This is a genomic window from Marinobacter sp. ELB17 (assembly GCF_000169375.1).
GTDB lineage: Bacteria > Pseudomonadota > Gammaproteobacteria > Pseudomonadales > Oleiphilaceae > Marinobacter.
Genome location: NZ_AAXY01000012.1, coordinates 1 through 25,699 on the forward strand (window position 1 = coordinate 1; position 25,699 = coordinate 25,699).

Annotated in this window: 28 protein-coding genes; 14 read left to right on the forward strand and 14 right to left on the reverse strand. The window is 56.5% G+C overall.

What is annotated here, in order from left to right; genetic code table 11:
* A partial coding sequence (locus MELB17_RS13950) for a 2-isopropylmalate synthase (protein ID WP_007350920.1) occupies nucleotides 1–824 on the reverse strand: 824 nt, incomplete at its 3' end.
* A 145-nt stretch (nucleotides 825–969) separates the two neighbouring features.
* Here MELB17_RS13950 and MELB17_RS13955 point away from each other — a divergent pair.
* A complete protein-coding gene (locus tag MELB17_RS13955; RefSeq protein ID WP_007350921.1) occupies nucleotides 970–1,467 on the forward strand; it encodes an Lrp/AsnC family transcriptional regulator in 498 nt (165 codons plus the stop codon).
* A 145-nt stretch (nucleotides 1,468–1,612) separates the two neighbouring features.
* On the forward strand, nucleotides 1,613–3,343 hold the full coding sequence (locus MELB17_RS13960; RefSeq protein ID WP_007350922.1) for a proline--tRNA ligase: 1,731 nt from the start codon (nucleotides 1,613–1,615) through the stop codon (nucleotides 3,341–3,343).
* A gap of 68 nt (nucleotides 3,344–3,411) precedes the next feature.
* Here MELB17_RS13960 and murB read toward each other — a convergent pair whose 3' ends face one another.
* The 9 genes from murB to MELB17_RS14005 all read right to left on the reverse strand — a co-directional run bounded on the left by murB (nucleotide 3,412) and on the right by MELB17_RS14005 (nucleotide 12,467).
* Nucleotides 3,412–4,452, reverse strand: a complete 1,041-nt coding sequence (murB, locus tag MELB17_RS13965; RefSeq protein ID WP_007350923.1) for a UDP-N-acetylmuramate dehydrogenase — start codon at nucleotides 4,450–4,452, stop codon at nucleotides 3,412–3,414.
* Entirely contained in the window at nucleotides 4,449–4,928 is a 480-nt protein-coding gene (locus tag MELB17_RS13970) for a low molecular weight protein-tyrosine-phosphatase (RefSeq protein ID WP_007350924.1), read from the reverse strand. Before MELB17_RS13970 ends, murB begins: the two co-directional genes overlap by 4 nt.
* Nucleotides 4,928–5,737, reverse strand: a complete 810-nt coding sequence (gene kdsB / locus MELB17_RS13975; protein WP_007350925.1) for a 3-deoxy-manno-octulosonate cytidylyltransferase — start codon at nucleotides 5,735–5,737, stop codon at nucleotides 4,928–4,930. The genes MELB17_RS13970 and kdsB overlap by 1 nt, the downstream gene beginning before the upstream one ends.
* A gap of 14 nt (nucleotides 5,738–5,751) precedes the next feature.
* A complete protein-coding gene (locus MELB17_RS13980) occupies nucleotides 5,752–5,940 on the reverse strand; it encodes a Trm112 family protein (protein WP_007350926.1) in 189 nt (62 codons plus the stop codon).
* Nucleotides 5,933–7,018, reverse strand: a complete 1,086-nt coding sequence (gene lpxK / locus MELB17_RS13985) for a tetraacyldisaccharide 4'-kinase (protein WP_007350927.1) — start codon at nucleotides 7,016–7,018, stop codon at nucleotides 5,933–5,935. The genes MELB17_RS13980 and lpxK overlap by 8 nt, the downstream gene beginning before the upstream one ends.
* Nucleotides 7,019–7,034: 16 nt before the next feature.
* Nucleotides 7,035–8,774: a lipid A export permease/ATP-binding protein MsbA gene (msbA, locus tag MELB17_RS13990; protein ID WP_007350928.1), complete on the reverse strand. Its 1,740-nt coding sequence runs from the start codon at nucleotides 8,772–8,774 to the stop codon at nucleotides 7,035–7,037.
* A 71-nt stretch (nucleotides 8,775–8,845) separates the two neighbouring features.
* Nucleotides 8,846–9,271 carry an ExbD/TolR family protein gene (locus MELB17_RS13995; protein WP_007350929.1) on the reverse strand — a complete coding sequence of 142 codons (426 nt, stop codon included), beginning with the start codon at nucleotides 9,269–9,271 and terminating at the stop codon, nucleotides 8,846–8,848.
* Nucleotides 9,272–9,276: 5 nt separating this feature from the next.
* A complete protein-coding gene (locus MELB17_RS14000; protein WP_007350930.1) occupies nucleotides 9,277–9,903 on the reverse strand; it encodes a MotA/TolQ/ExbB proton channel family protein in 627 nt (208 codons plus the stop codon).
* Nucleotides 9,904–9,971: 68 nt separating this feature from the next.
* The gene (locus MELB17_RS14005) at nucleotides 9,972–12,467 is read right to left on the reverse strand and encodes a DNA internalization-related competence protein ComEC/Rec2 (RefSeq protein WP_007350931.1); all 2,496 of its coding nucleotides are present in this window, start codon (nucleotides 12,465–12,467) and stop codon (nucleotides 9,972–9,974) included.
* A gap of 79 nt (nucleotides 12,468–12,546) precedes the next feature.
* On the opposite strand from MELB17_RS14005, the gene MELB17_RS14010 reads away from it, so the two are divergent.
* Nucleotides 12,547–13,065: a DUF2062 domain-containing protein gene (locus tag MELB17_RS14010; protein WP_036184853.1), complete on the forward strand. Its 519-nt coding sequence runs from the start codon at nucleotides 12,547–12,549 to the stop codon at nucleotides 13,063–13,065.
* Here the strand turns inward: MELB17_RS14010 and MELB17_RS14015 are convergent.
* Nucleotides 13,062–13,778 (reverse strand): ABC transporter ATP-binding protein, encoded by a 717-nt coding sequence (locus MELB17_RS14015; protein WP_007350933.1) that lies wholly within the window; start codon nucleotides 13,776–13,778, stop codon nucleotides 13,062–13,064. The genes MELB17_RS14010 and MELB17_RS14015 overlap by 4 nt on opposite strands.
* Before the next feature lie 9 nt (nucleotides 13,779–13,787).
* A complete protein-coding gene (locus MELB17_RS14020; RefSeq protein WP_007350934.1) occupies nucleotides 13,788–15,029 on the reverse strand; it encodes a lipoprotein-releasing ABC transporter permease subunit in 1,242 nt (413 codons plus the stop codon).
* 119 nt (nucleotides 15,030–15,148) lie between these two features.
* Between MELB17_RS14020 and MELB17_RS14025 the strand changes: the two genes are divergently transcribed.
* The 8 genes from MELB17_RS14025 to infA all read left to right on the forward strand — a co-directional run bounded on the left by MELB17_RS14025 (nucleotide 15,149) and on the right by infA (nucleotide 21,217).
* Entirely contained in the window at nucleotides 15,149–15,775 is a 627-nt protein-coding gene (locus tag MELB17_RS14025; RefSeq protein WP_007350935.1) for a PilZ domain-containing protein, read from the forward strand.
* Nucleotides 15,756–16,130 (forward strand): hypothetical protein, encoded by a 375-nt coding sequence (locus MELB17_RS14030; protein WP_007350936.1) that lies wholly within the window; start codon nucleotides 15,756–15,758, stop codon nucleotides 16,128–16,130. The genes MELB17_RS14025 and MELB17_RS14030 overlap by 20 nt, the downstream gene beginning before the upstream one ends.
* A 101-nt stretch (nucleotides 16,131–16,231) precedes the next feature.
* The gene (locus MELB17_RS14035) at nucleotides 16,232–17,284 is read left to right on the forward strand and encodes an agmatine/peptidylarginine deiminase (protein WP_083796398.1); all 1,053 of its coding nucleotides are present in this window, start codon (nucleotides 16,232–16,234) and stop codon (nucleotides 17,282–17,284) included.
* 81 nt (nucleotides 17,285–17,365) lie between these two features.
* Nucleotides 17,366–18,280 (forward strand): AAA family ATPase, encoded by a 915-nt coding sequence (locus MELB17_RS14040; RefSeq protein ID WP_007350938.1) that lies wholly within the window; start codon nucleotides 17,366–17,368, stop codon nucleotides 18,278–18,280.
* 223 nt (nucleotides 18,281–18,503) lie between these two features.
* Nucleotides 18,504–19,457, forward strand: a complete 954-nt coding sequence (gene trxB / locus MELB17_RS14045; RefSeq protein ID WP_007350939.1) for a thioredoxin-disulfide reductase — start codon at nucleotides 18,504–18,506, stop codon at nucleotides 19,455–19,457.
* A 33-nt stretch (nucleotides 19,458–19,490) separates the two neighbouring features.
* Nucleotides 19,491–20,207, forward strand: coding sequence for a leucyl/phenylalanyl-tRNA--protein transferase (gene aat, locus MELB17_RS14050; RefSeq protein WP_007350940.1), 717 nt, complete (start codon nucleotides 19,491–19,493; stop codon nucleotides 20,205–20,207).
* Nucleotides 20,204–20,917, forward strand: coding sequence for an arginyltransferase (locus MELB17_RS14055; protein ID WP_007350941.1), 714 nt, complete (start codon nucleotides 20,204–20,206; stop codon nucleotides 20,915–20,917). Before aat ends, MELB17_RS14055 begins: the two co-directional genes overlap by 4 nt.
* Before the next feature lie 81 nt (nucleotides 20,918–20,998).
* Nucleotides 20,999–21,217, forward strand: a complete 219-nt coding sequence (gene infA / locus MELB17_RS14060; protein WP_007350942.1) for a translation initiation factor IF-1 — start codon at nucleotides 20,999–21,001, stop codon at nucleotides 21,215–21,217.
* Nucleotides 21,218–21,305: 88 nt separating this feature from the next.
* Here the strand turns inward: infA and clpA are convergent, their stop codons facing one another.
* Together clpA and clpS are read right to left on the reverse strand one after the other, a co-directional pair.
* Nucleotides 21,306–23,573, reverse strand: coding sequence for an ATP-dependent Clp protease ATP-binding subunit ClpA (gene clpA / locus MELB17_RS14065; RefSeq protein ID WP_007350943.1), 2,268 nt, complete (start codon nucleotides 23,571–23,573; stop codon nucleotides 21,306–21,308).
* 18 nt (nucleotides 23,574–23,591) lie between these two features.
* Nucleotides 23,592–23,951 carry an ATP-dependent Clp protease adapter ClpS gene (gene clpS, locus MELB17_RS14070; protein WP_036184890.1) on the reverse strand — a complete coding sequence of 120 codons (360 nt, stop codon included), beginning with the start codon at nucleotides 23,949–23,951 and terminating at the stop codon, nucleotides 23,592–23,594.
* Nucleotides 23,952–24,207: 256 nt separating this feature from the next.
* Between clpS and MELB17_RS14075 the strand changes: the two genes are divergently transcribed.
* From MELB17_RS14075 to MELB17_RS14085, 3 genes are all read left to right on the forward strand, one after another.
* Nucleotides 24,208–24,441 (forward strand): cold shock domain-containing protein, encoded by a 234-nt coding sequence (locus tag MELB17_RS14075; protein ID WP_007350945.1) that lies wholly within the window; start codon nucleotides 24,208–24,210, stop codon nucleotides 24,439–24,441.
* Between the two features lie 106 nt (nucleotides 24,442–24,547).
* Nucleotides 24,548–25,207, forward strand: coding sequence for a pseudouridine synthase (locus tag MELB17_RS14080; RefSeq protein WP_007350946.1), 660 nt, complete (start codon nucleotides 24,548–24,550; stop codon nucleotides 25,205–25,207).
* Nucleotides 25,204–25,653, forward strand: a complete 450-nt coding sequence (locus tag MELB17_RS14085; RefSeq protein ID WP_007350947.1) for an NUDIX hydrolase — start codon at nucleotides 25,204–25,206, stop codon at nucleotides 25,651–25,653. The genes MELB17_RS14080 and MELB17_RS14085 overlap by 4 nt, the downstream gene beginning before the upstream one ends.
* Nucleotides 25,654–25,699 lie beyond the last annotated feature (46 nt).

Consider the following 25,699-nt stretch of genomic DNA (forward strand, 5'->3'; position numbering starts at 1 on the left):
TCGCCGTTCCCCATCAGCGTTCCTTCCACCCGATCAGCGCCCGCCATGACCGCCAGTTCGGCCGCGGCTACGCCACAGCCCCGGTCATTGTGAGTGTGCACGCTGATGCTCAGATGTTCGCGGCGCTGAATGGTGTCACAAATCCACTCGATCTGATCGGCAAATACGTTGGGCGTGGCCATCTCTACCGTGGCAGGCAGGTTAATAATGACCGCTTGGCCCTGGTCCGGGCGCCACACGTCGGTCACTGCATCGATGACTTCAGCGGCAAAATCCAGCTCGGTGCCGGTAAAGCTCTCCGGCGAATACTGAAAGGTCCATTCGGTGTTCGGGTAACCGGCGGCCAGCTCCTTCACCAAACGCGCGCCTTCTACTGCAATATCACGGATGCCATCACGGTCTAACCCGAACACCTGCTGGCGCTGCACGGTAGAAGTGGAATTATAAACGTGGACAATGGCTTTTTTGGCGCCTTCCAGCGCTTCGTAAGTGCGCTTGATCAGCGCCGGCCGGGCCTGGGTCAGCACCTGAATATTTACATCGTCAGGAATACGCCCTTCCTCGATAAGCCTGCGGCAGAAATCAAAGTCCGGCTGGCTGGCTGCGGGGAAACCGATCTCGATTTCCTTGAAGCCCAGCTTTACCAGCAAATCAAACATCCGCTGTTTCTGGCTGACCGACATAGGTTTTACCAGAGCCTGGTTGCCATCGCGTAAATCAACCGCGCACCAGGTGGGCGCCCGCTCAATCACACGATCGGGCCAGCGCCGGTTGGTTTTAGCAATGGGCTTGAAGGCGGCGTATTTACGATGATCAAAAGCCATACAACGGTTTCCTTTTGCGTGTGCAGATTGCCGGTTACAGAACATAAGATTACACAAAAAGTCGCCGCAGGTGATTGCTAATGAAGGCTATAAATCGGACTATAAAGCCATTAAATATTGCTAAAACCGAGGTTATTGGCAGAATATGCTTAATAAATCCGAAACCCTGATCGCACTGGACAAAACCGACCGAAAAATTTTGGACTATCTGCAAAAAGACGGCTCACTCACTAACCAACAGCTGGCTGACAAAGTCGGGCTATCGCCGTCGCCCTGCCTGCGCCGGGTGCGTGCGCTGGAGCAAAGCGGCGTGATTGTGCGCACGGCAACCATTCTTAATCACAAAAAACTGGGGCTGGCGCTCACCGCCATCATTCTGATCGGCATGGACCGGCACACACCGGAACGTTTTGCGGCGTTTGAGGAGGCCGTCAGCGCCTATCCGGAGGTGCTGGAGTGCTACCTGATTACCGGCCACGATGCGGACTACATGCTCAAAGTGGTGGTGCCGGATATGGACCATTACCATCACTTTTTGCTGAACCAGATAACCCGCATTGCCGGGGTGAGCGGCGTGCATTCGAGCTTTGTGCTGCGCCGGGTTCTGGATAACACGGCCCTACCCTTAGGCTATTTGTCCTGACGTTGCGGACTGTGCGCCTTTAAGCCCGGGCAAACCCAACTTTACCGGGCGGGTGTCTGTACCTGCCTGTTGCGGCTCCGTACAATAGAGCCCATTATTTTTGAGGCTGCGGCCTCTCCATGAATCACTCCTGACGGAACCCAAAATGCGAGCCAGCCGTTATCTGATTGCCACCCAGAAAGAAACACCCGCCGACGCCGAGATTATCAGCCACCAGCTGATGCTGCGTGCCGGTTTGATCCGCAAACTGGCCGCCGGCCTTTATACCTGGCTGCCTATGGGCCTGCGTACCCTGCACAAAGTTGAGCGCATTGTGCGCGAAGAAATGGACCGCAGCGGCGCGCAAGAACTGCTGATGCCCGCGGTGCAGCCGGCAGAACTGTGGCGGGAATCCGGCCGTTGGGACGAATACGGCGGCGAACTGCTGCGCATGAACGATCGCCACGGCCGCGAGTTTTGCTTTGGCCCTACCCACGAAGAAGTGATTACCGACCTGATCCGCAACGAGCTGAAAAGCTATAAGCAGCTGCCGGCCAACTTCTTTCAGATTCAGACAAAATTCCGTGACGAACGTCGCCCCCGTTTTGGCGTGATGCGTGCACGGGAGTTCATCATGAAAGACGCCTATTCATTTCACATCAATGCTGAATCCCTGGACGAAACTTACCAGCTGATGCACCGCACCTACTGCGCCATATTTGATCGCCTGGGCCTGGATTACCGCCCCGTGCAGGCTGACTCTGGCGCCATTGGCGGCAGTGGCTCCCAGGAATTTCACGTGTTGGCTTCTTCTGGTGAAGACGCCATCGTGTTCAGCACCGGCAGCGACTACGCGGCGAATATAGAAAAAGCCGAAGCCGTCGCACCCGCCGGCGAGCGCCCCGCGCCCTCCCAGGCGATGACCGAAGTGGCGACGCCGGGCCAACGGACGATTGCCGACATTACCAAGTTCCTGAAAGGAGACGCCACCCAAACCGTGAAAACGCTGCTGGTGAAAGCTGAAGCCGGTGCCGAAGAAGGCAGTGACCCAGGATTGGTGGCGCTGATTCTGCGCGGCGACCACACCCTGAATGAGATCAAGGCGGAAAATCTGGCCGGCGTGGCCGACCCGTTGACGATGGCCACGGATGAGGAAATTCAGCGCGCCACCGGTTGCGAACCTGGCTCGATCGGGCCGGTAAATCTGTCGGTGCCGGTGATTGTCGACCGCAGCGCAGCGCACTTGACGGACTTTGTCTGCGGCGCCAACAAGAATGACGTGCACCTGACCGGCGTAAACTGGCAACGCGACCTGCCACTGGGCCGGGTGGAAGACTTACGTAACGTGGTGGAAGGCGACGCCAGCCCCTGTGGCCAGGGCACCCTGGAAATTCGCCGCGGTATTGAAGTGGGCCATATCTTCAAACTGGGCAACAAATACAGCAAGGCGCTGAACGCCACGGTGCTGGACGAAAATGGCAAAACCGCCACGATCTACATGGGCTGCTACGGCATTGGCGTGTCGCGGATTGTGGCGGCGTCAATCGAGCAAAATCACGATGACCGCGGCATTATATGGCCCGACGCCATCGCGCCCTTCCGGGTTGCCGTGGTGCTTCTGAACGGCCATAAGTCACCAACGGTGGCCGAAGCCGGTGAAAAGCTCTACCAACAGCTGCAAGAGGCCGGTTACGACGTGCTGCTAGACGACCGCAACGAGCGGCCGGGGGTAAAGTTTGCGGATATGGAGCTGACCGGTATTCCCCATCGCTTTGTAGTGTCTGACCGCGGGTTGGAAGCCGGAACTCTGGAATACAAGGGCCGCCGTGATGCCGACAAACAGGATGTTGCTCTGGCGGATGCGATTAATTTCTTGAAGAGCATTTCACCGTTGTAGAACCCAAAACGCTTCGTAAAAAACCCTGGCCGCGTTCGCGCACCAGGGTTTTTTAATGAACGATCGGGTCAGTCAATGGCTGGTCGTGTTAGCGGCTCCTGCTCTAGCTCAACACCAAAGCGTGCCTGAACAGACTCGCGAATTTCCTGAGCCAGCGCTAGCAGCTGTGCACCGCTGCCGCCGCCGTGGTTGATTAACACCAGAGCCTGGCAATTGTGCACACCTACCCATTGATTGCGGTAGCCTTTCCAACTGCACTGTTCAATCAGCCAGCCCGCAGCGAGCTTCACGCCCTGACCGTATGGCAGCGGATAAGCCACCAGGTCTGAAAAACGGCTTTTCAGCTGCTCAAACACCTTTTGGCTGACCACCGGGTTTTTAAAAAAGCTGCCGGCGTTTGGCAGGCGCTGCGGGTCTGGCAGTTTGCGGCGGCGAACGGCCATTACCGCCTCAGCCACGCCTTCAGCGTTTAGTTTTGACACGGGCGTGTCGCCAAAGTAAGCCGCCAGCTCGCCGTAACCCAACTGGAAAGGCTGGCTGCGGGACAGGCGCAGATGCACGTCCAGAATCAGATACCGTTCGGGCTGCTGTTTAAACAGGCTATCACGGTAGGCGAAATTGCACGCTTCTGCACTTAGGGTAACTGGCTTTCCGCTACTGCGATCCAGAGCGGTGACACACACCAGCGTATCTGACAACTCCACGCCGTAAGCGCCAATATTTTGTACCGGTGCGGCGCCGCAGGTACCCGGAATCAGCGCCAGATTTTCGATGCCGCGATAGCCGCTGCGGGCGGCGTACAAGACCGCGTCATGCCAGTTTTCACCAGCACCCAGCACTAGCGTGGCCGCCTCAATGCTAATATCACGCCAGTGCCGCCCTGCCAGAGCCATGTGCACAACCAGGCCATCAATGTCGGCGCGGAATACCAGGTTACTGCCACCGCCGACAATCAGCACCGGCAGATTTTTTTCATCTGCCCAAGCCAGCGTAGCGCCAACCTGTTCACGATGGGTAATTCGGGCGAAATAGCGGGCATTGGCTGCAATGGCCAGAGAGTTATGGGGCGTTAAATCTACCCTTTCCCGTATTTCTGGCAGAGTTTTCACCCCAGTTTCCCGCGAATGTCATTCAGCAGACCTTCACCGGCTTGGTGGATCAGTTCGAGCACGTGTTGAAAACCATCGTCTTCACCGAAGTACGGATCTGGCACTTCCTGATCGTCAAAATCAGCAAAGTCCAGGAACAGCCGTGGCACGGTGCCGCCGTTCTGATGCCAAATTTCTTTCACGTCTGCCAGATTCTGGCGGTCCATCACTAATACATAGTCAAAACTGCCCAGGTCTTCGACCTCGAACTGACGCGCTCTCAGGCCGCTGATATCAATACCGATTCGACCGGCCGCGGTCACCGCGCGCTGATCCGGGCCTTTGCCAATATGCCAGTCACCGGTACCGCAAGAATCAATACGTACCTGCTGTTCAAGACCGGCGGCCGCTACCTGTTTGCGAAACACGCCTTCGGCGGTGGGTGAGCGGCAAATGTTACCCAGACACACAAATAAAACGCTAACAGAGGCTGCCATTAATTTGTCTCCTGCTTGTTCAAAAAAGCCCTTACCCGTTGCAGATCCGCTTCGGTGTCTACCCCGGCTGGCGGACTGACGGCCGCCAAATCGACATGAATGCGAGCGCCGTTATAAAGCGCACGCAGCTGTTCCAACGCTTCAACCTGTTCGGCGGGCGCCGGTGGCCAGCACACAAAATCGGCCAGTACGCCGGCGCGATAACCATAAATGCCGATGTGGCGAAAATAACCAAAATTGTCCGGCAGATCCCGATTTACAGTGCGGTCTGCCCCGACCGCCGTAGCCGCGGCCCAGCCATCGCGATACCAGGGTATGGGCGCGCGGCTGAAATAATGTGCCATCCCCTGCTGGTCGAAAACCACTTTCACCACGTTGGGATTAAACACCGACTCAGTGTCGTGAATACGCTCGCACAGAGTGGCAATGGCCGCTTCGGGGTGCAAGTCCAGATTGTCTGCCACCTGATTAATCAACACGCTGGGGATCAGTGGTTCATCCCCTTGTACATTGATTACCCGGTGGTCTTCGTCCAAATTCAAGGCCCGTGCCACTTCAGCCAGACGGTCGGTACCGCTGACATGACCGGCCAAGGTCATGACGACTTCGGCGCCAAAGCGCTCACAGGCTTGCTGCACCCGCGCGTCGTCGGTGGCAATCACCACTCGCCCGGCACGGCTTTCCTGCGCCCGCTGCCACACATGCTGAATCATCGGCTGGCCGCCAATGTCTGCCAAGGGTTTGCCCGGCAAGCGGCTTGAGCCGAAGCGCGCGGGAATCACGACGGTAAAGGGCGTGGTAAAGGACATGAATGGCTCCTCGCTCAGCTTTTGTGCAGGCGCTCATCGGTGCTCAGGGTGCGGGCTTCGGTGGCCAGCATCACCGGAATACCTTCGCGCAAGGGAAACGCCATGGCGTCCTGATAGCACAACAGTTCGGTTTTTTCGTCGTTAAGCTTAAGCTCGCCTTTACACACCGGGCACGCCAGCAGTGCCAGCAGTTTTTTATCCATGATGATGGTCTCGTTCTGTTGCAACGGAAGCAGCCGCCAGCGGGCCGCTTTTATTCGGGTGCAGCTGGCGCCAACGGGCCAACTGGCTCAGCAGCCGGCGGCCAAATTCGGCGGGCAGCTGGGCTTCAATCATCAGAGCGTAACCGTTGTCGGGTGCAAAATCCTGGCACTTCACCGCATCTTTGGCGGTCATTACCAACCATTCACCAGCGTCGGTTTTCAGGTCGCCCGGTTTAAAACGGTGATGGTCGGCAAAAGCCCGCGGCCTTACCTCTGCGCCCAAGGCGCTGAGGGTGGCAAAAAATCGCGCCGGGTTCCCGATACCCGCCACCGCCAGCAGCTTTTGTCCCGCCAGCTTTGTCAGCGGTACCTGCGCACCGCTGGCCAGGTGCAGAAGATGCATCGGGCTAAGATTCATGGTGTAGATTGCCCTGTGTTGCACGCCGGCAAATTGGCTGTGGCGGCGAACGTGCGCTCCGGTAGAGCCATTAAGAATAATATAATCGACCGAGTTCAGCCGTTCTGCCGGCTCCCGTAGCGGCCCCACAGGAATGCTAGCGCCATTGCCCAAGCCGCGGCTGGCGTCGAATACGGCCAGTTCTATGTCACGGGGCAGAGCGTAGTGCTGAAGACCGTCATCGCACACCAGAACATCGCCCAATTTCTGATCAATGGCGTAGTGCGCTGCGCGCAGCCGTTGCGGATCTACCACCACCGGGCAGCCAGTGGCCCGTGCCAGCATAACGGGTTCATCACCGGCAATGCTGGCGTTGCTATCGGCATTCACAAAAAGCGGGTATTGCCCGGACTTACCACCGTAACCGCGGCTAAGAATGACCGGATGCCAGCCGGCGTTGCGCATTTGCGTTACCAGCCAGGCCGTAAGCGGCGATTTACCGGTGCCACCGGCTGTAATATTACCCACTACCACCACCGGAGCCGTTAACGCCGGGGCCCGATCTTTCAACGCTTTGCGCCTGCGCGATGAAGCAATGCGCCGGTACAGCCAGGCCAGTGGCGCCAGAAATCCCAGCGGGCGATTTTGGCTATACCACAACCGATCTACCAGCGAACTCATACCCGATTACCGCTGGTCATGCGTGCTCGCTGAACTGCATCTGATGCAGTTGGGCATAGGCGCCGCCCTGGTCCAGCAACTCCTGATGGCGGCCGGATTCCACTATGCGGCCATTGTCCATCACCAGTATGCGATCGGCGTTTTCAATGGTCGACAGGCGGTGAGCAATCACCAAGGTGGTGCGGCCTTTCATCACCGTTTCCATAGCATTCTGGATGTAGCGCTCAGATTCGGTATCCAGCGCCGATGTGGCTTCGTCCAAAATCAGAATAGGGGCGTCTTTTAGCAGCGCCCGGGCAATGGCCAGACGCTGGCGCTGGCCCCCGGAAAGCATAACGCCGTTGTCGCCAATCATGGTATTCAGGCCCTCGGGCATGCGGTCGATAAATTCCAGAGCGTGCGCTTTGCCGGCGGCTTCACGGATGGCCTCGGGGCTGCAATCGCGCAGCGCGCCGTAGGCAATGTTCGCTGCAATCGTATCGTTGAACAGGACTACGCTCTGCGTAACCAGTGCAATCTGAGCGCGCAGGGCCTGCAGCGTAAAGTCTTCCAACAAATGGCCATCAATACGGATTTCGCCGTCGGTGTAATCGTAAAATCGCGGCAACAGGCTCACCAGCGTGGATTTGCCACTGCCACTGCGACCGACCAGGGCAACGCTCTGCCCCGCTGGAACCGTCAGTGAAATATTGTTTAACACCTTGTCGAGCTGGTCGCGATAGCTAAAGCCCACGTCACGAAATTCGATGTCGCCTTTAACCCGCTGCGGGGCAAAGATGCCGGAATCCGGCTCCGGGCGTTCGTCCAGGGTTTCAAACACATCGTAGGCTGCCGCAAGGCCCTTCTGGATTTTTGAATGCACGGAAGTCACTTGGCGAATAGGCTTGGCCATGGTTGTTGCTGCGGTAATAAAGGCGACTAATTGACCGGTACTCATTTCGCCGCGAATCGTCGGCGACAACATGGTCCACACCAGCGCCGCAATCGCAATTGCCACCAGAACCTGAATCACAGGCACGCTGATGGCCTGGGTAGATGACATCTTCAAGCTTTGCTTCAGATTGCTTTCGCTGACCTTCTGAAAACGCTTGCGTTCGAAGTCTTCACCGCCAAAGGTGCGCACCACCCGATAACCGCTGATCGATTCCGACGCAACGTGGGTAATGTCGCCCATGGAGCCCTGAATGCGTTTGCTGATTTTACGGAAGCGCTTGCTGGCGTAGCTGACCACCGCTCCGATCAGCGGCCCTACCGCCAGAAATACCAGCGTGAGTTTCCAGTTGGTGTAGAGCATATAGCCCATCAGCCCGACAATGGTCAGGCCCTCACGGAGAGTAATGGTGATAGCGTCGGTAGCGGCTTCAGCCACTTGTTCCACGTTAAAGGTCAGCTTCGACACCAATCGGCCGGCCGCGTTGTCATCAAAGTAGCGCGACGGCAAGGTTAGCATGCAGTCAAAGACATCGGTGCGCAGGGCATTGATGACGTTACGACCCACGTAACTGATGAAATATTGGCTCATGAAGGTGCCCAGGCCACGAAACGCAAACACCCCGACAATCAGCAGAGTTAAAATCAGCCGATTCTGATCGGTCGGATTTTCAATGGCCTTGATGACGTATTCCATGGCCGCCGCCATGCCGGTCGACGCCGCGGCGTAGATAACGTTGCCGATTATCGCCAGGGTAAACGCTATCCAAAAAGGTTTCACATAGCGTAAAAGGCGCTTGTAGGTGTGCCAACTGCCCTCTGGCATCTTACCCGGGCTTTCATGCTCTGGGCCTGGGGAGATTTTTGGGATTGTCGGGCCTGGTGAACTTGCTGCACTCACGGGGATTGGGCCTCACGTTCGGTGGTAATGCTGAGTTTGGCGAAACCCAGGCGACCGGCCGCATCCATCGCCCGCACCACAAACTCGTGGGGAGTTCGGGCATCGGCGGTGATGATGAACGGCAATGATGTGTCTGCGTCGGCCAACTCCCGAATGCCTCGCTCCAGCGTTTTGCGGCGATTGTTCACCAGCGGTTTGCCGTTCAGCAGGTACTGGCCATCGGCGCTAATCACCACATCAATCTGTTCCACTTCTGCCGGCGGCGCCGGATTACCGCTGGCTTGCGGCAATTCCACCTGAAGATGACTTTCCCGGGTGAACGTTGTCGATACCATAAAAAAAATCAACAACAAAAACACCACATCGATCAGCGGTGTCAGGTCCATAGCCACGTGCTGGCTGCGCTGGCGCTTGAACTTCACTGGGCTCAGGCTCCTTTTACGTCAATTTCGCGGTCGCCGTGTACCACTTCCACCAGTTTGATGGCCTCTTGCTCCATGTTTATCACCAGGGCGTCTACCCGGCGGATAAAATAGCGATGGGCAATCAACGCGGGAATGGCCACACTGAGGCCAGAGGCTGTTGTTATCAGGGCCTCAGAAATACCGCCAGCCAGATTGCCAGCATTGCCCACACCGGCCAACTGAATTTCCGCAAACACTTTGATCATGCCGATGACCGTGCCCAAAAGGCCCAGCAACGGCGTTATGGTTGCAACGGTGCCCAGTGGGTTCAGAAACCGCTCGAGCTGGTGAACCACCTGACTGGCTTCGTGCTCGATGCTTTCTTTCATTACCTCACGGCCGTGCTTGGCGTTCAGCAAACCGCTGGCAAGCACACGCCCCATAGGTGACGACGCTTGCAGGGTTTTCAGACGCTTGCCGTTCAGCTCTTTTTTCTTGATCCAACGCCACAGCTCGTTCAGCACCTCTGGCGGCGCGATCCGGCTGTCACGCAGACTCCAGAAACGTTCAAGGATGATGGCCAATGCCAACACAGAACAAAACAGTATGGGCATCATCAAAATGCCACCGGCTTTTAAAAGCTCGAACACGCTCGGTCTCCTGGTCAATTACAAGCCGCGCTACTTTAGCATAGCTGTCGGCATTTTTAGCATAGCGACTATTGTGTGACGTTACGCAACCGTTCGAGACACCGCGCCCGTGCCAGACCAGGGCCACTGATCCAGAATGGCGCGTTTTGCTGCATCTGGTGGATAACCAGCCCAGCAGATTTTACCTCCATAACCACCGCTCCGGCGCAGGCGGTATTGATTTGATGGCTACCCTCCAATTTATAACGGCGGGTTACCTGCGGGTGCGGGTGGCCGTAGCGATGACGGTAGCCGGCGGTGTAAATGACGGTATCGGGCGAAAGAGCCTGAACCAGAGCGTCGGAAGACGAGCTTTTACTGCCATGGTGGGGCGCCAACAACACCCGGGTAACGGCGTCACGCGCCTTTTGCACCGGTTGATCATTCAGATAGCTCAGGTATTCGGCTTCTTCCCTGACGGTAATATCACCGGTTAGTAGCCACTCGGTCGCCGAGTCTGGGTCACGAATGCGCAGCACGCAGGAAGCCCCGTTACCCTCTTTGGCGCGATCTGAGTGCCAGAAATTCAGCTCCAGTCGCCCCAGCATCAGGGTCTGCCGCCTGCAGTCTGTCACTTTTCTGATCAGCCCGGCCTGCCCCAGGCGATCGGCTGTTTCGGCCGCTTCACCGCCGATCAAGCGCGCTAGCGGCAATTCGGTGACAAGCTGCTCCAGGCCACCGCTGTGGTCGCCATCGGCATGGCTCACCACCAGCGTATCCAAGCGCTGCACCCCCAGCGCCCGAAGGTTGGGAAGTATCACCGACTCTACCGCCGAAAACACACCGGGAATGGCTGGGCCGGTGTCATACAGCAGTGCCTGCTGCTGATGACGTACCAGAACCGAAAGGCCCTGGCCGACATCCCATACAATCACCTGCGGCAGAGGTACGAGGCGATTACCAACCGGCGCCTGAAACCGCCCGTGCGACACTAACCAAAGCCCCAGCAACACCGCCAGCGCCAGGCGGAAGCCCCGCTGCGGATACCACAAAGCCAACAATACGACCGCCGCCAACCCGATGGCAGCGGCAACACCCAGTTGAATTGTCGGGCTGTCCCAGCCCCCCAGCCACTGCAATCCTTGCCATAAAATTCCCAATACGGTGTCCAGCAGCAGCGTCACCCACACGCTGCTGGCGGGTACAAGCGCCACGAGCAAAGCGCCGCACAGCAGCAGCGGCATAACGACCATCGACACCCACGGAATGGCAAACAGATTGGCCACAAACCCCGCCAGCGGCTGATTCTGGCCCAGTAAAAGCAGTCCCGGCCATAATCCGGCGAACATGGCAGTCTGCGCCAGCACCAGCGCCAGCACGCCCTGAACCACGCCAAGGCGCCCTGAGAACACCAGTATCAACACCGCCACCGCACAAAATGACAGCCAGAAGCCGGCGTCCAGCGGCGAAAATGGATCGGCAATCAACACCACTGTCAGCGCTAGCAGCAGGCTGCGCCAGGGCGGAATGTGCCAGCCTTGCAGCAGCGCCCAGCCCAGTACAGCGATCATTAACAGCGCGCGCCGGGTTGGCACGGTAAAGCCGGACATCAACGCGTAGGCCAAGCAGCCAATCATCACCACGCCAAACACCAGGCGCCGCCTGGCACGTTCAGACAGAATGGATTCGGGTACTCGCACCGCACACCGGCGCGCCACACATCCAATGCCCAGAGCCACCAGGCCCAGATGTAGGCCCGAAATCGCCACCAGGTGAATGGTGCCGGTGGCTTTCAGAGTGTCCCAGTGGGTGGGGGTCATGGCGCCGCGATAGCCAATCAGCAAAGACGCCAACAACGGGAAATGCCTGGCTTCGCCAAACTTCGCCGTCACCCAGTTCAGCAGACGGCGGTGCTGGTAGCGGTAACGGCAGTGCAGGCCACATTCAATACTGGCATCCGGCACTACCGTGCGCACACTTCCGGTGGCGCGGTAACCGTGACGGAACAGCCAGTCTTCATAGCGGAAACCGGTCAGGTTCAAGCCACCGTGTGGGCGTTTAAGCACAACCGTTATAGTCAGGGTGTGACCGGGTAACTGGTCCGGATGGTCGCCGTACCAGGCCAGGCGCAAGCGGGAGGGTAGAGGGTGCGCCGGTGATGGCGCTTGCACGTTATGCTGGTAAGCGTTTCCCACTAGGCAGAAATCGAACTTTAAACTGTTAAAACTGCCCCGGGCGGGAAGACTACAGACATAACCGGACACCTCCAGCGGCACCCTTTCCCATGCCGCCGGCAGGCGCTCATGCAGGCGCTGACTGGAGTGCCATGAAGCCCAGGCGGTACCCGCTAACAGCGCCGCAAGCAGAATAAAAGCCGTGCGGCCCCAGCGGTGAGGAAGCAACAGCGCCAGCACGCCGCAACCTGCCATAGCCGCAAGCAGCAATTGCCACGCTGGCAACACCGACAACCGATACAGTAAGATAACGCCGCAACAGAACGCGATTAGCAAAGGCCCGACAACTAGGCCTCGCGGGCTGCGAGACAGCGGGCGGTTTGAGCCGCCACTGAAAAAATCGCCGGACATTCCTTGTCCTCCTGAGTTATGGCACCGGTGTTGTCCCTAACACCGGTCGTTTACACGTCTATAGGCAGAACAACTTCTTATGCCGAAGAGGTTCATGAAACGCTATTTGCCGTCTCCGGAAAGGGTGAGACAAATGAAATCGCTGAATTTTCTGGGCGATATCATACAGGAACCCAATCTGTGGCATATCAACCGCCACAGTGTGGCCCGTGCGTTTCTGATAGGCGTGTGGTTCTGCTTTATTCCGATGCCTTTCCAGATGCTTGCATCGGCGCTGTTCGCGATCTGGTTCAACGCCAACCTGCCGCTGGCGGTGGCGCTGGTGTGGATCAGCAACCCGGTTACCATGCCCCCGATTTTCTACTTCAACTACAAACTGGGGGCCTGGATGCTGAGCAGGCCACTATTGGATTTTGAATTCTCGCCGTCACTGGCGTGGATCAGCGAACGCCTGCTGGATATTGGCATACCGCTTTACCTGGGCTCGCTGGTTGTGGCTACGGTGTCTGCCTGCTTCGCTTATTTGATCATTCAGTTGTTATGGCGCAGAAGAGTCCGCGCCAACTGGCGTCTGCGCCGGGGGCAGCGCCGCCACTAACCCTCGTGTACCAAACGCCCCTGCTCCAGCCGCATCACCCGCCCCAGACTTCGTGCCATCGACATATCGTGGGTAACCATCACAAACGCCATGCCAAACTGATCGCGCAGCGATTCGATCAATGCGCGCACACCGGCACCGGTGTGTTCATCAAGATTACCGGTGGGTTCGTCCATCAAAACACAGTCGGGCTCGTTCACCAGGGCCCGGGCTATGGCCACGCGCTGACGCTCACCGCCAGACAGTTCGCCCGGCTTGTGCTCCAGGCGTGCGCCCAACCCCACACTGTTGAGCAGAACAGCGGCCTTCTTGCGCGCTGCCGCCACGCTAATACCACCCAGCACGCAGGGCATCATCACGTTCTCAAGCGCGGAGAACTCCGGCAGCAAATGGTGAAACTGGTACACAAACCCAAGATGCTTGTTGCGAAAGCGCGCCCGCGCGGCTTCCGACAGCTTGTAAATTTCCTTACCGCAAATTTCGATATGGCCCGTTGACGGTCGGTCTAGCCCGCCTAGCAAATTCAGCAGCGTAGTTTTCCCGGAGCCGCTGCTACCGACAATGGCGATGGTTTCACCGGCGGTGACTTGCAACGAGATGTCGGAAAAAATCGTCAGATTTTCCGGGCCCTGGCTATAGGTACGGGTCACTTGATTGCAATCAATAACCCAGTTCGCGGGGTTGGTCGTTACGTCTTTTATGCTTTTGCTCATAGGTTGGCTCTATTCATATCTAAGCGCGTCTGCCGGGTCGATACGAGACGCACGCCAGGCCGGGTAAATAGTGGCCAGCAGGCTCATGGCCAGACCACTACCGCTGATGATCATGACGTCTTCCCATAGCAGCTGGGACGGCAAGTAACTGATAAAATACACGTCGGCACTTAGGAACTGATGGCCCAGTGCGCCCTCCAGCCAGCTGATGAACGCGCTGATATTGAGTGCACCCAGAATACCAAGCGCAGTGCCCACCAGGGTTCCGAAAACGCCGATGACCGCGCCCTGCACAATGAAGATGCGCATGATGCGCGCAGGTGTCGCGCCCATGGTGCGTAAAATGGCAATGTCTGCGGTTTTGTCGGTGACCACCATGACAAGAGTGGACACAATATTGAACGCCGCCACCGCCACAATGAACATCAGCAACAGGCCAATCATGGTTTTTTCCATTCGTATGGCCTGGAATAGATTGCCGTGGGTGCGGGTCCAGTCGGATATGTAATAACGCCCTGAAAGCAGCTGCGCCGCTTGCTCGGCTACCCGCGGTGCGGCGAAGAGGTCATCAACCAGCAAACGGATGCCTTGGGCTTTACCGTCTGTGCGCATCAGCTTGGCGGCGTCGTCCATGTGTATCAAAGTGTAGCTGCCGTCTAACTCGGCACCCACGCTAAACACGCCTTTGACGGTAAACCGTTTCAATCGCGGCAATACGCCAGCCGGCGTTACCGACGCTTCGGGCAGCACCACGGTTATTTTGTCACCCAATTGCAGGCGCAGGCTGGACGCCAAAAAGCGCCCAATAATGATGCCGAACTCGCCAGACTTCAGATCGTCCAGGCTGCCCTGCTCCATGTGGTCTTCAATAATCGATACGGTTCGCTCCTGGTCTGGCAAAATGCCGTTCAACAACACGCCGCGCACCTCTCCGCCGCCGGTGACCATGCCTTGGCCCTGAATAAACGGGGCCGCCGCCAACACTCGCGGGTGTTTCTCGACTGCGGCGTCTAGCGCTTCCCAGTTTTCAATCGGGCCGGAACCCTCGATAATAGCGTGGGGCACCATACCCAGAATTCGCTGCTTCAGCTCGCGATCGAAACCGTTCATGACTGACAGAACGATAATCAGCACCGCAACGCCCAGCATCAAGCCGATCATAGAGGTGAGTGAAATAAACGAAATAAAGTGATTACGGCGTTTGGCAGCGATATAGCGCAAGCCGATATAAAATGATAAAGGTTTAAACATAAAGCCTTGCCTGCTGCTGGCTGCGACTAATTCGTGATTGATTGAACCCGGTCGTGTTAATGCCGCGCCGGGAACTGCTAAACTTCACCCTACAAACGAACATCCGTATCGGAGTCCTAATGGCCCAGCGCAACGATGACAGCGCCAATGCGAAGAAACAACGCGAACGGCGGGATTACTTTAGAATAAACGACTGGATTGGGTTGGAGATGCACAAACTATCCACCAGTACCAAAGACGCTTTCAGCGCCTTCGGAAATACCCCGCTCACCAGCTTACAGGCGGAATTCAAACGCCTTGACCAAGACATCAAAACCCAACTTGCCGGCTTAAGCGAGCGCGACCGGGCGTTGCAAAGCCTGTTAAAAGTTTTCAACTCCAAGCTGGATATTCTGGCGCGCATTATGGCCTTTGAGCAAAATCCGTTGCAACCAGAGCATTGGTACCAAGCCACGCTCAGCGAGGGTGGCGTTGCCTTTTTTAGCGACGATGACAGCTTGCAGGTGGGTGACCATATTGCCATACGCCTGACTCTGCCGCCGGAACTGTTTCAGCCCCGGGCCGTTGGCGAAGTAGTAGGCGTTAACACCGAAGACCGCGGCGGCTCACGGATTCACACCCGCTTTGTGCGTTTGGAAGACAGTGATCGCCAACAGCTGGCGCGCCACATCATGCGCTGGCAAGTTCGCCAGCGCCAGCAACCGAATACCGGAACTGCCGAGGCAAATGACCAAAGCGCAGACTAAATTACGTTTTATCCATTTCTCCTGCGGAGTCACCCTGACCATGAAGACCCATCGCTTTTGGCGCCTATTGCTGCGAGCCGGCCTGTTATCTGTCGCTCTGGCGACGACCTTGTCGGTGATGCCTGCCAGTACTCAGGAACTGTTTATTCCGCTCGGCCAACAGGGCGACCGCGATGCCATATCACTGCCACAGACCGGTATGAAAGCCGACCGCGTGCGCGAGCGCTGGGGCTCACCCGAGTCTACCCGCGGCCCGGTAGGCCAGCCGCCCATCAGCCAGTGGCACTACCCGGCTTTTGTGGTGTATTTCGAGAGCGAGCGGGTTATTCGCGCGGTTATAAAGCACACGCCCTGACACAGACACAGAAAAGGCCGCAAAGTTTTGCCAGTAGATCCTGACGTGCCGGCGCCTGTCCGTTAGAATGGTTTTTTCAATAGGGAAAAGGTACTGGCCCAGTGAAATCGAAGCCGTTATTACCCGCAGAGTGGGCGCCGCAGAGTGCGGTGATGCTGACCTGGCCCCATCAGAACACCGCCTGGGCCAGCCATCTGGCACAGACAGAGCCGGTATTTATGGCGATTGCGCACGCGGTTTTGCGCTTCGAATCCGTATTGATCAGCTGCGAAGACCCAGAGCAGGCGCAGCGACTGCAGGAACAACTAAACCATTATGTAAAAACCGCTGGTGTGGCATTCTGCGCGCTGGTTCTGGTTGCGCCGTCAGACGGCAGCTGGGCGCGCGACCATGGTCCTTTAGCGGTGTTCACTCACCAAGGCTCCAGGCTGGTCGATTTCAGTTTTAACGCCTGGGGCAATAAGTTTCCGTGGGACAAAGACAACGCCTTGAACAACAGGCTGCTCACGGCCGGTGCGTTTGACGGCAGCACCCTGAAAAGCGTCGAATTCATCCTGGAAGGCGGCGCCATCGACACCGATGGCGAAGGCACTCTGCTGACCACCAGCGAATGCCTGCTAAGCCCCAGCCGCAACCCCGATTACAGCCGCAGCGCCATGGAGAAACTTTTTGGCCAGTTACTGGGCATTCGCCGGGTGCTCTGGCTTAATCACGGTTACCTGGCCGGCGACGATACCGACAGCCATATAGATACTCTTGCGCGGTTTTGCTCACCCGACCACATCTGTTATGTCGCCTGCCCTGATGAAAGCGACGAGCATTATGGCGCTCTTGGCGCCATGGCCGAAGGCCTGCGCGACTTCCGCCAGGCCAATGGTGAGTCTTACCGTCTGACACCCCTGCCCTGGCCAGACGCTATCCGTGATGAAAAAGGCCAGCGCCTGCCGGCCACTTACGCCAACTTTCTGATCATCAACGGCGCGGTATTACTGCCAGTATACGATGTACCCCAAGATGCCGCAGCGATCGCCACATTGCAGAATCTGTTCCCAGACCGCGAAATCATCGCCATACCCTGTCGCCCGCTGCTTCGGCAAGGTGGAAGCCTGCACTGCATGACAATGCAATTGCCTGCGGGCGTAATGACCAAATAGCGCCGCACCTGTTCTTTCCTGAGCGGCCGGCGTATTGCCTTTTGCGCAGACATTTCAGATAGGCAGGAGATTGATCAGAATATGAACAAAGCGATAAATCAGATCGTCCACGAACTCAATGGCATTCTGCTGGGCAAAGAACGGCAGGTGCGCCTGGCGCTTTGCAGCCTGTTCGCAGGCGGCCATTTGCTGATTGAAGACATTCCTGGCATGGGTAAAACCACGCTTGCCCACGCTCTGGCACACGTAATGGGCCTGCGCTATCAACGCATTCAATTTACCAACGATTTGCTGCCGGCGGACGTACTGGGCTATTCGATTTACGACAAGGCTGCCGGCAGCCTTGTTTTTCATCCGGGGCCGATTTTTGCCCAGTTGATTCTAGCCGACGAAATAAACCGCGCATCGCCGCGTACCCAGAGCGCTCTGCTGGAGGCAATGGAAGAACGGCAGGTGTCGATTGAGGGCGAAACCCGGCCCCTTCCCCAACCGTTTTTTGTGATTGCCACCCAAAACCCCATCGAGCAAGGTGGCACGTTTGCGCTGCCAGAAAGCCAGCTCGACCGGTTTCTGATGCGCCTGCACCTGGGCTACCCTGATTCCCAGGCAGAACGTCAATTACTGGAAGGCGAAGACCGTCGCAGCCTGACCCAGCGCCTGCCCACCCTGTTAGCTGAAGACCAATTGACGCGCATTCAACAAACGGTACTGCGGATGAGCACCAGCCCCGCGCTACTGGACTACGTACAACGCTTGCTGGAAGCCAGCCGTAACATTCCGGGCCTGCTTTACGGCCTGTCGCCGCGCGCCGGTCTGGGCCTGCTGCGCGCAGCGAAAGCCTGGGCGCTGATGCAGGGCCGTGATCACGTGCTGCCAGACGACGTACAGGCGGTGTTTGCGGCGGTGGCAGAGCATCGCCTGGAACAGGGCGAAAGCGGCAAAAGCCGGGAGCGGGTGCAACGCTTGCTGGCCGGCGTATCGGTGCTTGGCGACTGAGCCTGTTGGGTGCCTGGCGGCTGAACCCATAGGGCAGGCGTATCAGTAGAATTGGCCAAAACAACTGGCAAGCGCACCGGCTATTCATGATAGCCTTTGTATCTTTCTACTGAACTTTCTAAGCTTTCCAAACTTTCTAAACATTTAAAACTTTTTAAACTTCGTGCCGCCGCCATAATGAGCTGCGAGCACAGTGACCACACTCGTATTAAGTGAGAACAGCATGAGCACCAGCACACACTCCCGCCTGATTATTCTAGGTTCCGGCCCTGCCGGCTATACCGCTGCCGTTTACGCGGCCCGCGCCAACCTGAAGCCAACATTGATCACCGGTATTGAAGTGGGTGGCCAGCTGACCACAACCACAGACGTCGACAATTGGCCCGGTGACAACGACGGCGTGCAAGGGCCAGAATTAATGCAACGTATGTTGAAACATGCGGAACGCTTTGAAACTAAAATCATTTACGACACGGTTAATGAAGTCGATTTGAATCAGCGTCCGTTTCGCCTGAAGGGTGACAGCGGCGAGCACACCTGCGATGCGCTGATCATTTCTACCGGCGCCTCGGCCATGTATCTGGGGCTTGAGTCGGAAGAGAAATTCAAGGGCCAGGGTGTGTCGGCCTGTGCAACATGTGACGGCTTTTTCTATCGCAACCAGAAGGTAGCGGTTATCGGCGGCGGCAACACCGCCGTGGAAGAAGCTCTGTACCTGTCCAACATCGCCGCCGAAGTGACGCTGGTGCACCGCCGCGACAGCCTGCGTGCAGAGAAAATTCTGCAGGATAAATTGTTTGAAAAAGCCGCCAACGGCAATGTGCGAATTATTTGGGATCACACCTTGGACGAGGTACTGGGCGACGGCACCGGCGTAACCGGTATGCGCATTCGCAGCATGAAAGACGACTCCAAGCAGGACATGGACCTTTCCGGCGTGTTTATCGCCATTGGCCACAAACCCAATACCAGCCTGTTCGAAGGCCAGCTTGAAATGACAAATGGCTACCTGCACATCCGCTCCGGATTGGACGGAATGGCGACCCAGACAACCGTGCCCGGCGTATTTGCAGCCGGTGATGTTGCCGATCATGTGTATCGCCAAGCGGTAACGTCGTCCGGTTTTGGTTGTATGGCGGCGCTGGACGCCGAGCGCTATCTGGACCAACTGAGCTAAACCAACAAAGCCGAGCTGAACAGCGAACACACTATGACGTCTTTGCCCTGGTTGCCTGAACATGCGCTGTGGTTCCCCTCGCCCGAGAGCGCGATGGTGGAACCCGACGGCCTGCTGGCCGCCGGCGGTGATCTGAGCAGCAAGCGCCTGGTATTGGCTTATGAAAACGGTATTTTCCCCTGGTACAGCGACGACCAACCCATACTTTGGTGGTCACCCGATCCGCGCTGCGTCATATATCCAGAAAATATTCACATTTCCCGCAGCCTGCGCCGCAGCCTCAACAAAGGCTATTTCACGGTAACGGCGGACCGTGCCTTCAGCCGGATTATGCGCCTGTGTGGCTCTACCCGCGCTGAAGGCACCTGGATTACCGAAAACATGCTTCAGGCCTACAACAAGCTTCACCGAGAAGGCATTGCCCATTCTATTGAAATCTGGAACCCCCACGGCGAATTGGCGGGAGGCATGTACGGTATAGCGCTGGGCAGCTGTTTTTTTGGCGAGTCGATGTTCTCGCTGGAAACCAACGCGTCCAAGGTATTAATGGTGCATCTGGCCAACCAATTGCAACAGTGGGGATATCAGATTATTGACTGTCAGGTAGCCAGCGATCACCTATTGAGCATGGGCGCACAAACAATACCGCGAACGGAGTTTCTGGCCATGCTCGGCCGCTATACAAAACAACCACCGGCAGTGGCAGACTGGCAGTTTCAATGGCGCTGGCCGAGCCCGGAGGGTGAATGAGCAATTTGAGAACACTGGTGTTCTTTGCTACACCCGCTCACGACTGCAGCTATCTGCCGGGCCGCCAGTCCACCACCATGTTTGTCGACCCTAAAGCAGAGGTTAGCCGCACCCTTTACAGCCAGCTGACGGCTATTGGCTTTCGCCGCAGCGGCTCACACTATTACCGCCCCCACTGTGAAAACTGCCAGGCCTGTATTCCTGTCAGGGTACCCGTGGCAGAGTTTATCCCCGACCGCAACCAACGCCGGGTCTGGAAAAAAAACGCTGATGTAGCCTGCGCGCTGGTGCCAGCTGCCTATTCGGAGCAATGGTATCGGCTTTATGCCCGCTACATTGAGCTGCGCCACAAAGACGGCGACATGTACCCGCCATCACGGGAGCAGTTCATGGCGTTTCTGGTGGAAGGCCAGACCGATTCCTGGTTTCTGGAAATGACCCTGCATGGCGAGCTTATCGGGTTGGCGGCGGTTGACCGTTTGGACGACGGCCTGTCGGCTATCTATACCGTGTTTGAACCGGACCTGGATCATCGCAGCCTGGGCACCTTCGCGGTACTCTGGCAAATTGAAGAAGCCCGGCGCCAGCAGCTCAGCCATGTGTATCTGGGTTACTGGATTCTGGAATGTCGCAAAATGAACTACAAAAGCCGCTTCAAACCCATCGAGCAGTTCACGGATAACCGCTGGCAAGCGCTCGATAGCAACTGACTTTTGCTAAACGGCTCGAAATCAGGCAGTATTACGCAATTTAAAATTACGGAAAGTATTCCAAAACGAGGTTTTTACTGAATGGCGAAGACAGATGTCATTGAAATGGAAGGCGTTATTATCGATACGCTACCAAACACCATGTTCCGTGTAGAGCTGAGCAACGGCCACGTTGTGACCGCACACATCTCCGGAAAAATGCGCAAGAACTACATCCGCATTCTGACCGGCGATAAAGTCAAAGTGGAACTGACGCCATACGACCTGAGCAAAGGCCGTATCGTTTACCGCGCCCGTTAATTTGTCGAGCCCGTATTCATAGAAAAGCCCGCAACTGCGGGCTTTTCTTTTTTCCTTTCTTTTTTCAGTTCAGGCACTCAGGCGACGGTCAAACCGCTTCTGCGGGTTCCGGCTCGTACTCGAACACCAGCTCGTCGTTTTCAAGGTGCACAAACACTTCACCGCCCTTCTCGGCCAATCGACCAAACAGGATCTGCTCAGCCAGCGGCCGCTTGATCTTGTCCTGAATCAACCTCGACATCGGCCTTGCACCCATGGTCACGTCGTAGCCTTTGTCTGCTAACCACAGCTTAGAAGGCTCGTCTACGTGCAATACCACGTGCTTGTCGTCCAGCTGTGCCTGCAGTTCGGTGAGGAACTTATCCACCACGTGAGTGATGGTCTGGCGCTCCAGATCCGCGAACTGAATAATGCCATCCAAACGGTTGCGGAATTCCGGCGTGAAAGTCTTGCTGATGATTTCCATGCCATCGCTGCGGTGGTTTTGCTCACTGAAGCCCATGGAACGACGGGCCATGCTTTCGGCACCGGCGTTCGTAGTCATCACCAGGATTACATGGCGGAAGTCGGCTTTGCGACCGTTGTTGTCCGTCAGCGTGCCGTGGTCCATTACCTGCAGAAGCAGGTTAAACACCTCCGGGTGAGCCTTCTCAATTTCATCCAGCAGCAGTACACAGTGCGGGTGCTTGTTCACCGATTCGGTTAGCAGACCACCTTGGTCAAAACCGACATAGCCCGGCGGTGCACCAATCAGGCGCGACACAGTATGTCGCTCCATATACTCAGACATATCAAAGCGCACCAGCTCGATACCCAACACCTTGGCCAACTGCTTGGTGACTTCGGTTTTACCCACACCGGTGGGGCCGGCAAACAGGAACGCACCTTCCGGTTTTTCCGGTGATTTGAGCCCGGCGCGAGCCAGCTTAATGGCCGTAGACAGGGATTCGATGGCCGGGTCTTGCCCGAACACCACCATTTTAAGATCCCGCTCCATAGTCCGCAGCAGGTCCTTGTCACTGGTGGACACGCTCTTGGGTGGAATACGTGCAATATTGGCCACGACTTCCTCAATTTCTGCGACATCGATCACTTTCTTGCGTTTGTCTTCACTCATCAGGCGCTGATGGGCACCCGCCTCGTCGATCACGTCTATGGCCTTGTCAGGCAGGTGCCTGTCATTGATGTAGCGTTCAGACAGTTCAGCAGCCACCCGCAGGGCCTGATCGGTGTAGGTCAAATCGTGATGTTTCTCAAAATTTGGTTTCAGACCTTTCAGGATCAGATAAGTGTCTTCGACGCTGGGTTCGTTGACATCAATTTTCTGGAATCTGCGAGCCAGGGCAGCATCCTTCTCAAATATACCGCGAAATTCCTGATAGGTGGTCGAGCCAATGCAACGCAGCTCACCCGAGCCAAGCATCGGTTTAAGTAGGTTCGACGCGTCCATCACGCCACCTGATGCCGAACCGGCGCCAATAATGGTATGGATTTCATCGATAAACAAAATAGCGTGTTCCTGCTTTTTCAGATCCGACAGCAGGCCTTTCAGACGCTTTTCAAAATCACCGCGGTACTTGGTACCTGCCAGCAGCGCTCCCAGATCCAGCGAGTAGACCACCGCATCGGCGATCACTTGAGGCACCTGAGCATCTACAATGCGCTTGGCCAGGCCTTCAGCGATGGCGGTTTTACCAACGCCGGCTTCGCCGACCAACAATGGATTGTTTTTGCGGCGACGCACCAGAATCTGCACCACACGCTCGACTTCGTGCTCGCGCCCGATCAGCGGATCGATCCGGCCTTGGCGCGCTTGCTCATTCAGGTTGGTGGTGTAATTGTCCAGCGGTGTAGACTGCGTCGCTTCTTCGCCGCTCTCTTCCTGAGCAGCTTCGCGGCCTTCTTGATCCTCGACACCCTGCACTCGGGAAATGCCGTGAGAAACAAAATTGACCACATCAATACGCGCAACATTCTGCTTTTTCAGCAGGTAAACCGCTTGGCTTTCCTGCTCGCTAAAGATCGCCACCAGCACGTTGGCGCCGGTTACCTCTTTTTTGCCGGAAGACTGTACGTGGAAAACCGCACGCTGCAGCACGCGCTGAAAGCCCAGGGTTGGCTGGGTTTCGCGATCGCCGTCAGAATCCGGGATGAGTGGCGTTGTGGAATCAACAAATTCAAGCAGTTCCTGTCCCAGCGGGCCCAACTCTGCGCCACACGCTTTCAGAACTCCCACCGCCGAATCGTTGTCCAAAAGGGCCAACAGTAAATGCTCTACTGTCATGAATTCGTGACGCTTGTCACGGGCATTCTTGAAGGCCGAATTCAATGTAAGTTCAAGATCTTTGCTCAGCATGGGCTACTCCAACAGCTGTCAATCTGCACGTTCAATTTCGCACAACAGCGGGTGATCACATTCTGACGAATAGTGATTCACCTGGGCTGCTTTGGTTTCTGCGATATCCCGGGAATACACACCACATACGGCTTTGCCTTGCGTATGGACGAGAAGCATCACCTGTGTTGCCTTTTCTTCATTCATTCCGAAGAAAGTCGTTAACACCTCCACCACAAAATCCATAGGAGTGTAGTCGTCGTTTAAAAGAATCACCCGGAACTGCGCAGGCCGCTTCAGGGCTGGCTTTTCCGGCGCCAAACTGAGCTGGTCATGGCGACCCGGCTCACTTTCGTCTCCCTGATTCCATACTAGTCGAGAATTTTCAATCATTCGCATCATTCTTTACCGAAGTTGTCGGCGCCTTACTAATAATGTGGGTGTGGGTCACCGCTTTTTCAAGCAGGCCTTCTTTTGTATAAGTACGCACATGATACCGGTTCCGGACTGCCTTCAACCACTCAAAACCTCTACTGCGAGCAGTTGACTGCAACTCCGTATTGAACCAAAGTTCATAGCAATGTAAAAAAATGTTGCCCAGCTCCAAAATTCAACAATAATAAACACTGACAGCACAGGTACACGGGAGTTCAACATGCCCAGCGGCAAAGTGAAATGGTTCAACAACGCCAAAGGTTACGGTTTTATCATTGAAGACGGCTACAATGACGACCTGTTCGCTCATTTTTCGGCCATTCAAATGGATGGCTATAAAACTCTGAAAGCCGGACAGGCGGTCAGTTTCGAGAAAAAACCGGTGGATGACGGTGTTCACGCCGTCAACATCATGCCGCTGCTGCAAACGAATCACAGTGTCCCGTCTGGCTGAACGATAAACCTGCCGAATTTCTGTGCATCCACGGATACTGGCGGTTGCGAAATCCTGTATCTGGGGTAGTCTCTGCGGCTAGCCCTACTAGCAACACAGACCACCTATGGCCGAATTAATCCTGTTCAACAAGCCGTTCCAGGTACTCAGCCAGTTTACGGATGAACGGCGACCTACCGACAAGCCCCGGCGAGCCACCCTGGCTGACTGGATCAACCAGCCGGGCATATACCCTGCAGGCCGCCTGGATTATGACTCCGAAGGCCTGCTATTACTGACCTCAGACGGCCAGCTACAACATTGCATCGCATCACCCCGGGGTAAGATGGAAAAAACCTACTGGGTGCAGGTTGAAGGCACAATTAACCCCCAAACTCTGCGCCAGCTAGAACAAGGTGTACAGCTGAAAGACGGCCTGACGCGCCCAGCCCTTGCTCGGGCCATGGACGAACCTGTAATTTGGTTACGCACCCCCCCTGTGCGTTTCCGCCAGAACATTCCCACCAGCTGGCTGGAACTGACCATCTGTGAAGGCCGTAATCGCCAGGTAAGGCGCATGACCGCGGCGCTGGGTTTTCCTACGCTGCGGCTGATCCGCTATCGCATTGGTGACTGGAGCCTTGGCTTACTTGAACCCGGCCAGTACAGCTCAACAACCGTGACTATGACCGCGACCGCAGCGCCGCGTCGCAAACCCACTGGCAGCCGTCAATCACCAAAGGCAAACCGCGGCCACCGCCCTCACCGGAGTCAAACATTGTCATGACTTGGACGCCCCACGCAACCGTCGCCGCTATTGTTGAAGATGACCAAGGCCGCCTGTTAATGGTTGAAGAGTCCAGCAACGGCAAAATTGTGTTCAACCAGCCTGCCGGGCACATTGAAGAAAACGAAACCGTGCTGGATGCGGTGCGCCGGGAAACCTTAGAAGAAACCGGCTGGGACGTAGAGCCAGAGCATCTACTGGGCATTTACATTTACAAAGCACCGGCCAACGGCGTTACCTACTACCGCTTCTGTTACAGCGCCCGCGCAGTGCGCAAGATGTCAGAGCAGCTTGATAGCGACATTATTGCCGCTCACTGGCTCACACCGGAACAGATAGCCGGCCTTGGTGACAAGCTGCGCAGCCCGCTGGTACTTCAGTGCATGAAAGATTATCAAAGTGGCAGGCGTCTGCCGCTGGATCTGATTCACGACCCACAGACGTGACGACCGCAAGCTGATAAAATGTTCCGCTTTTACTGACACAGAGCCG

Bases quoted from the DNA above. Each gene is read 5' to 3' on its own strand.
- MELB17_RS13955 (WP_007350921.1), top strand. From the start codon at position 970: ATGCTTAATAAATCCGAAACCCTGATCGCACTGGACAAAACCGACCGA.
- MELB17_RS13960 (WP_007350922.1), top strand. From the start codon at position 1,613: ATGCGAGCCAGCCGTTATCTGATTGCCACCCAGAAAGAAACACCCGCC.
- MELB17_RS13970 (WP_007350924.1), bottom strand. From the start codon at position 4,928: ATGGCAGCCTCTGTTAGCGTTTTATTTGTGTGTCTGGGTAACATTTGC.
- kdsB (WP_007350925.1), bottom strand. From the start codon at position 5,737: ATGTCCTTTACCACGCCCTTTACCGTCGTGATTCCCGCGCGCTTCGGC.
- MELB17_RS13980 (WP_007350926.1), bottom strand. From the start codon at position 5,940: ATGGATAAAAAACTGCTGGCACTGCTGGCGTGCCCGGTGTGTAAAGGC.
- lpxK (WP_007350927.1), bottom strand. From the start codon at position 7,018: ATGAGTTCGCTGGTAGATCGGTTGTGGTATAGCCAAAATCGCCCGCTG.
- msbA (WP_007350928.1), bottom strand. From the start codon at position 8,774: ATGCCAGAGGGCAGTTGGCACACCTACAAGCGCCTTTTACGCTATGTG.
- MELB17_RS14005 (WP_007350931.1), bottom strand. From the start codon at position 12,467: ATGTCCGGCGATTTTTTCAGTGGCGGCTCAAACCGCCCGCTGTCTCGC.
- MELB17_RS14010 (WP_036184853.1), top strand. From the start codon at position 12,547: ATGCCGAAGAGGTTCATGAAACGCTATTTGCCGTCTCCGGAAAGGGTG.
- MELB17_RS14015 (WP_007350933.1), bottom strand. From the start codon at position 13,778: ATGAGCAAAAGCATAAAAGACGTAACGACCAACCCCGCGAACTGGGTT.
- MELB17_RS14020 (WP_007350934.1), bottom strand. From the start codon at position 15,029: ATGTTTAAACCTTTATCATTTTATATCGGCTTGCGCTATATCGCTGCC.
- MELB17_RS14025 (WP_007350935.1), top strand. From the start codon at position 15,149: ATGGCCCAGCGCAACGATGACAGCGCCAATGCGAAGAAACAACGCGAA.
- MELB17_RS14030 (WP_007350936.1), top strand. From the start codon at position 15,756: ATGACCAAAGCGCAGACTAAATTACGTTTTATCCATTTCTCCTGCGGA.
- MELB17_RS14040 (WP_007350938.1), top strand. From the start codon at position 17,366: ATGAACAAAGCGATAAATCAGATCGTCCACGAACTCAATGGCATTCTG.
- trxB (WP_007350939.1), top strand. From the start codon at position 18,504: ATGAGCACCAGCACACACTCCCGCCTGATTATTCTAGGTTCCGGCCCT.
- aat (WP_007350940.1), top strand. From the start codon at position 19,491: ATGACGTCTTTGCCCTGGTTGCCTGAACATGCGCTGTGGTTCCCCTCG.
- MELB17_RS14055 (WP_007350941.1), top strand. From the start codon at position 20,204: ATGAGCAATTTGAGAACACTGGTGTTCTTTGCTACACCCGCTCACGAC.
- infA (WP_007350942.1), top strand. From the start codon at position 20,999: ATGGCGAAGACAGATGTCATTGAAATGGAAGGCGTTATTATCGATACG.
- clpA (WP_007350943.1), bottom strand. From the start codon at position 23,573: ATGCTGAGCAAAGATCTTGAACTTACATTGAATTCGGCCTTCAAGAAT.
- clpS (WP_036184890.1), bottom strand. From the start codon at position 23,951: ATGCGAATGATTGAAAATTCTCGACTAGTATGGAATCAGGGAGACGAA.
- MELB17_RS14075 (WP_007350945.1), top strand. From the start codon at position 24,208: ATGCCCAGCGGCAAAGTGAAATGGTTCAACAACGCCAAAGGTTACGGT.
- MELB17_RS14080 (WP_007350946.1), top strand. From the start codon at position 24,548: ATGGCCGAATTAATCCTGTTCAACAAGCCGTTCCAGGTACTCAGCCAG.
- MELB17_RS14085 (WP_007350947.1), top strand. From the start codon at position 25,204: ATGACTTGGACGCCCCACGCAACCGTCGCCGCTATTGTTGAAGATGAC.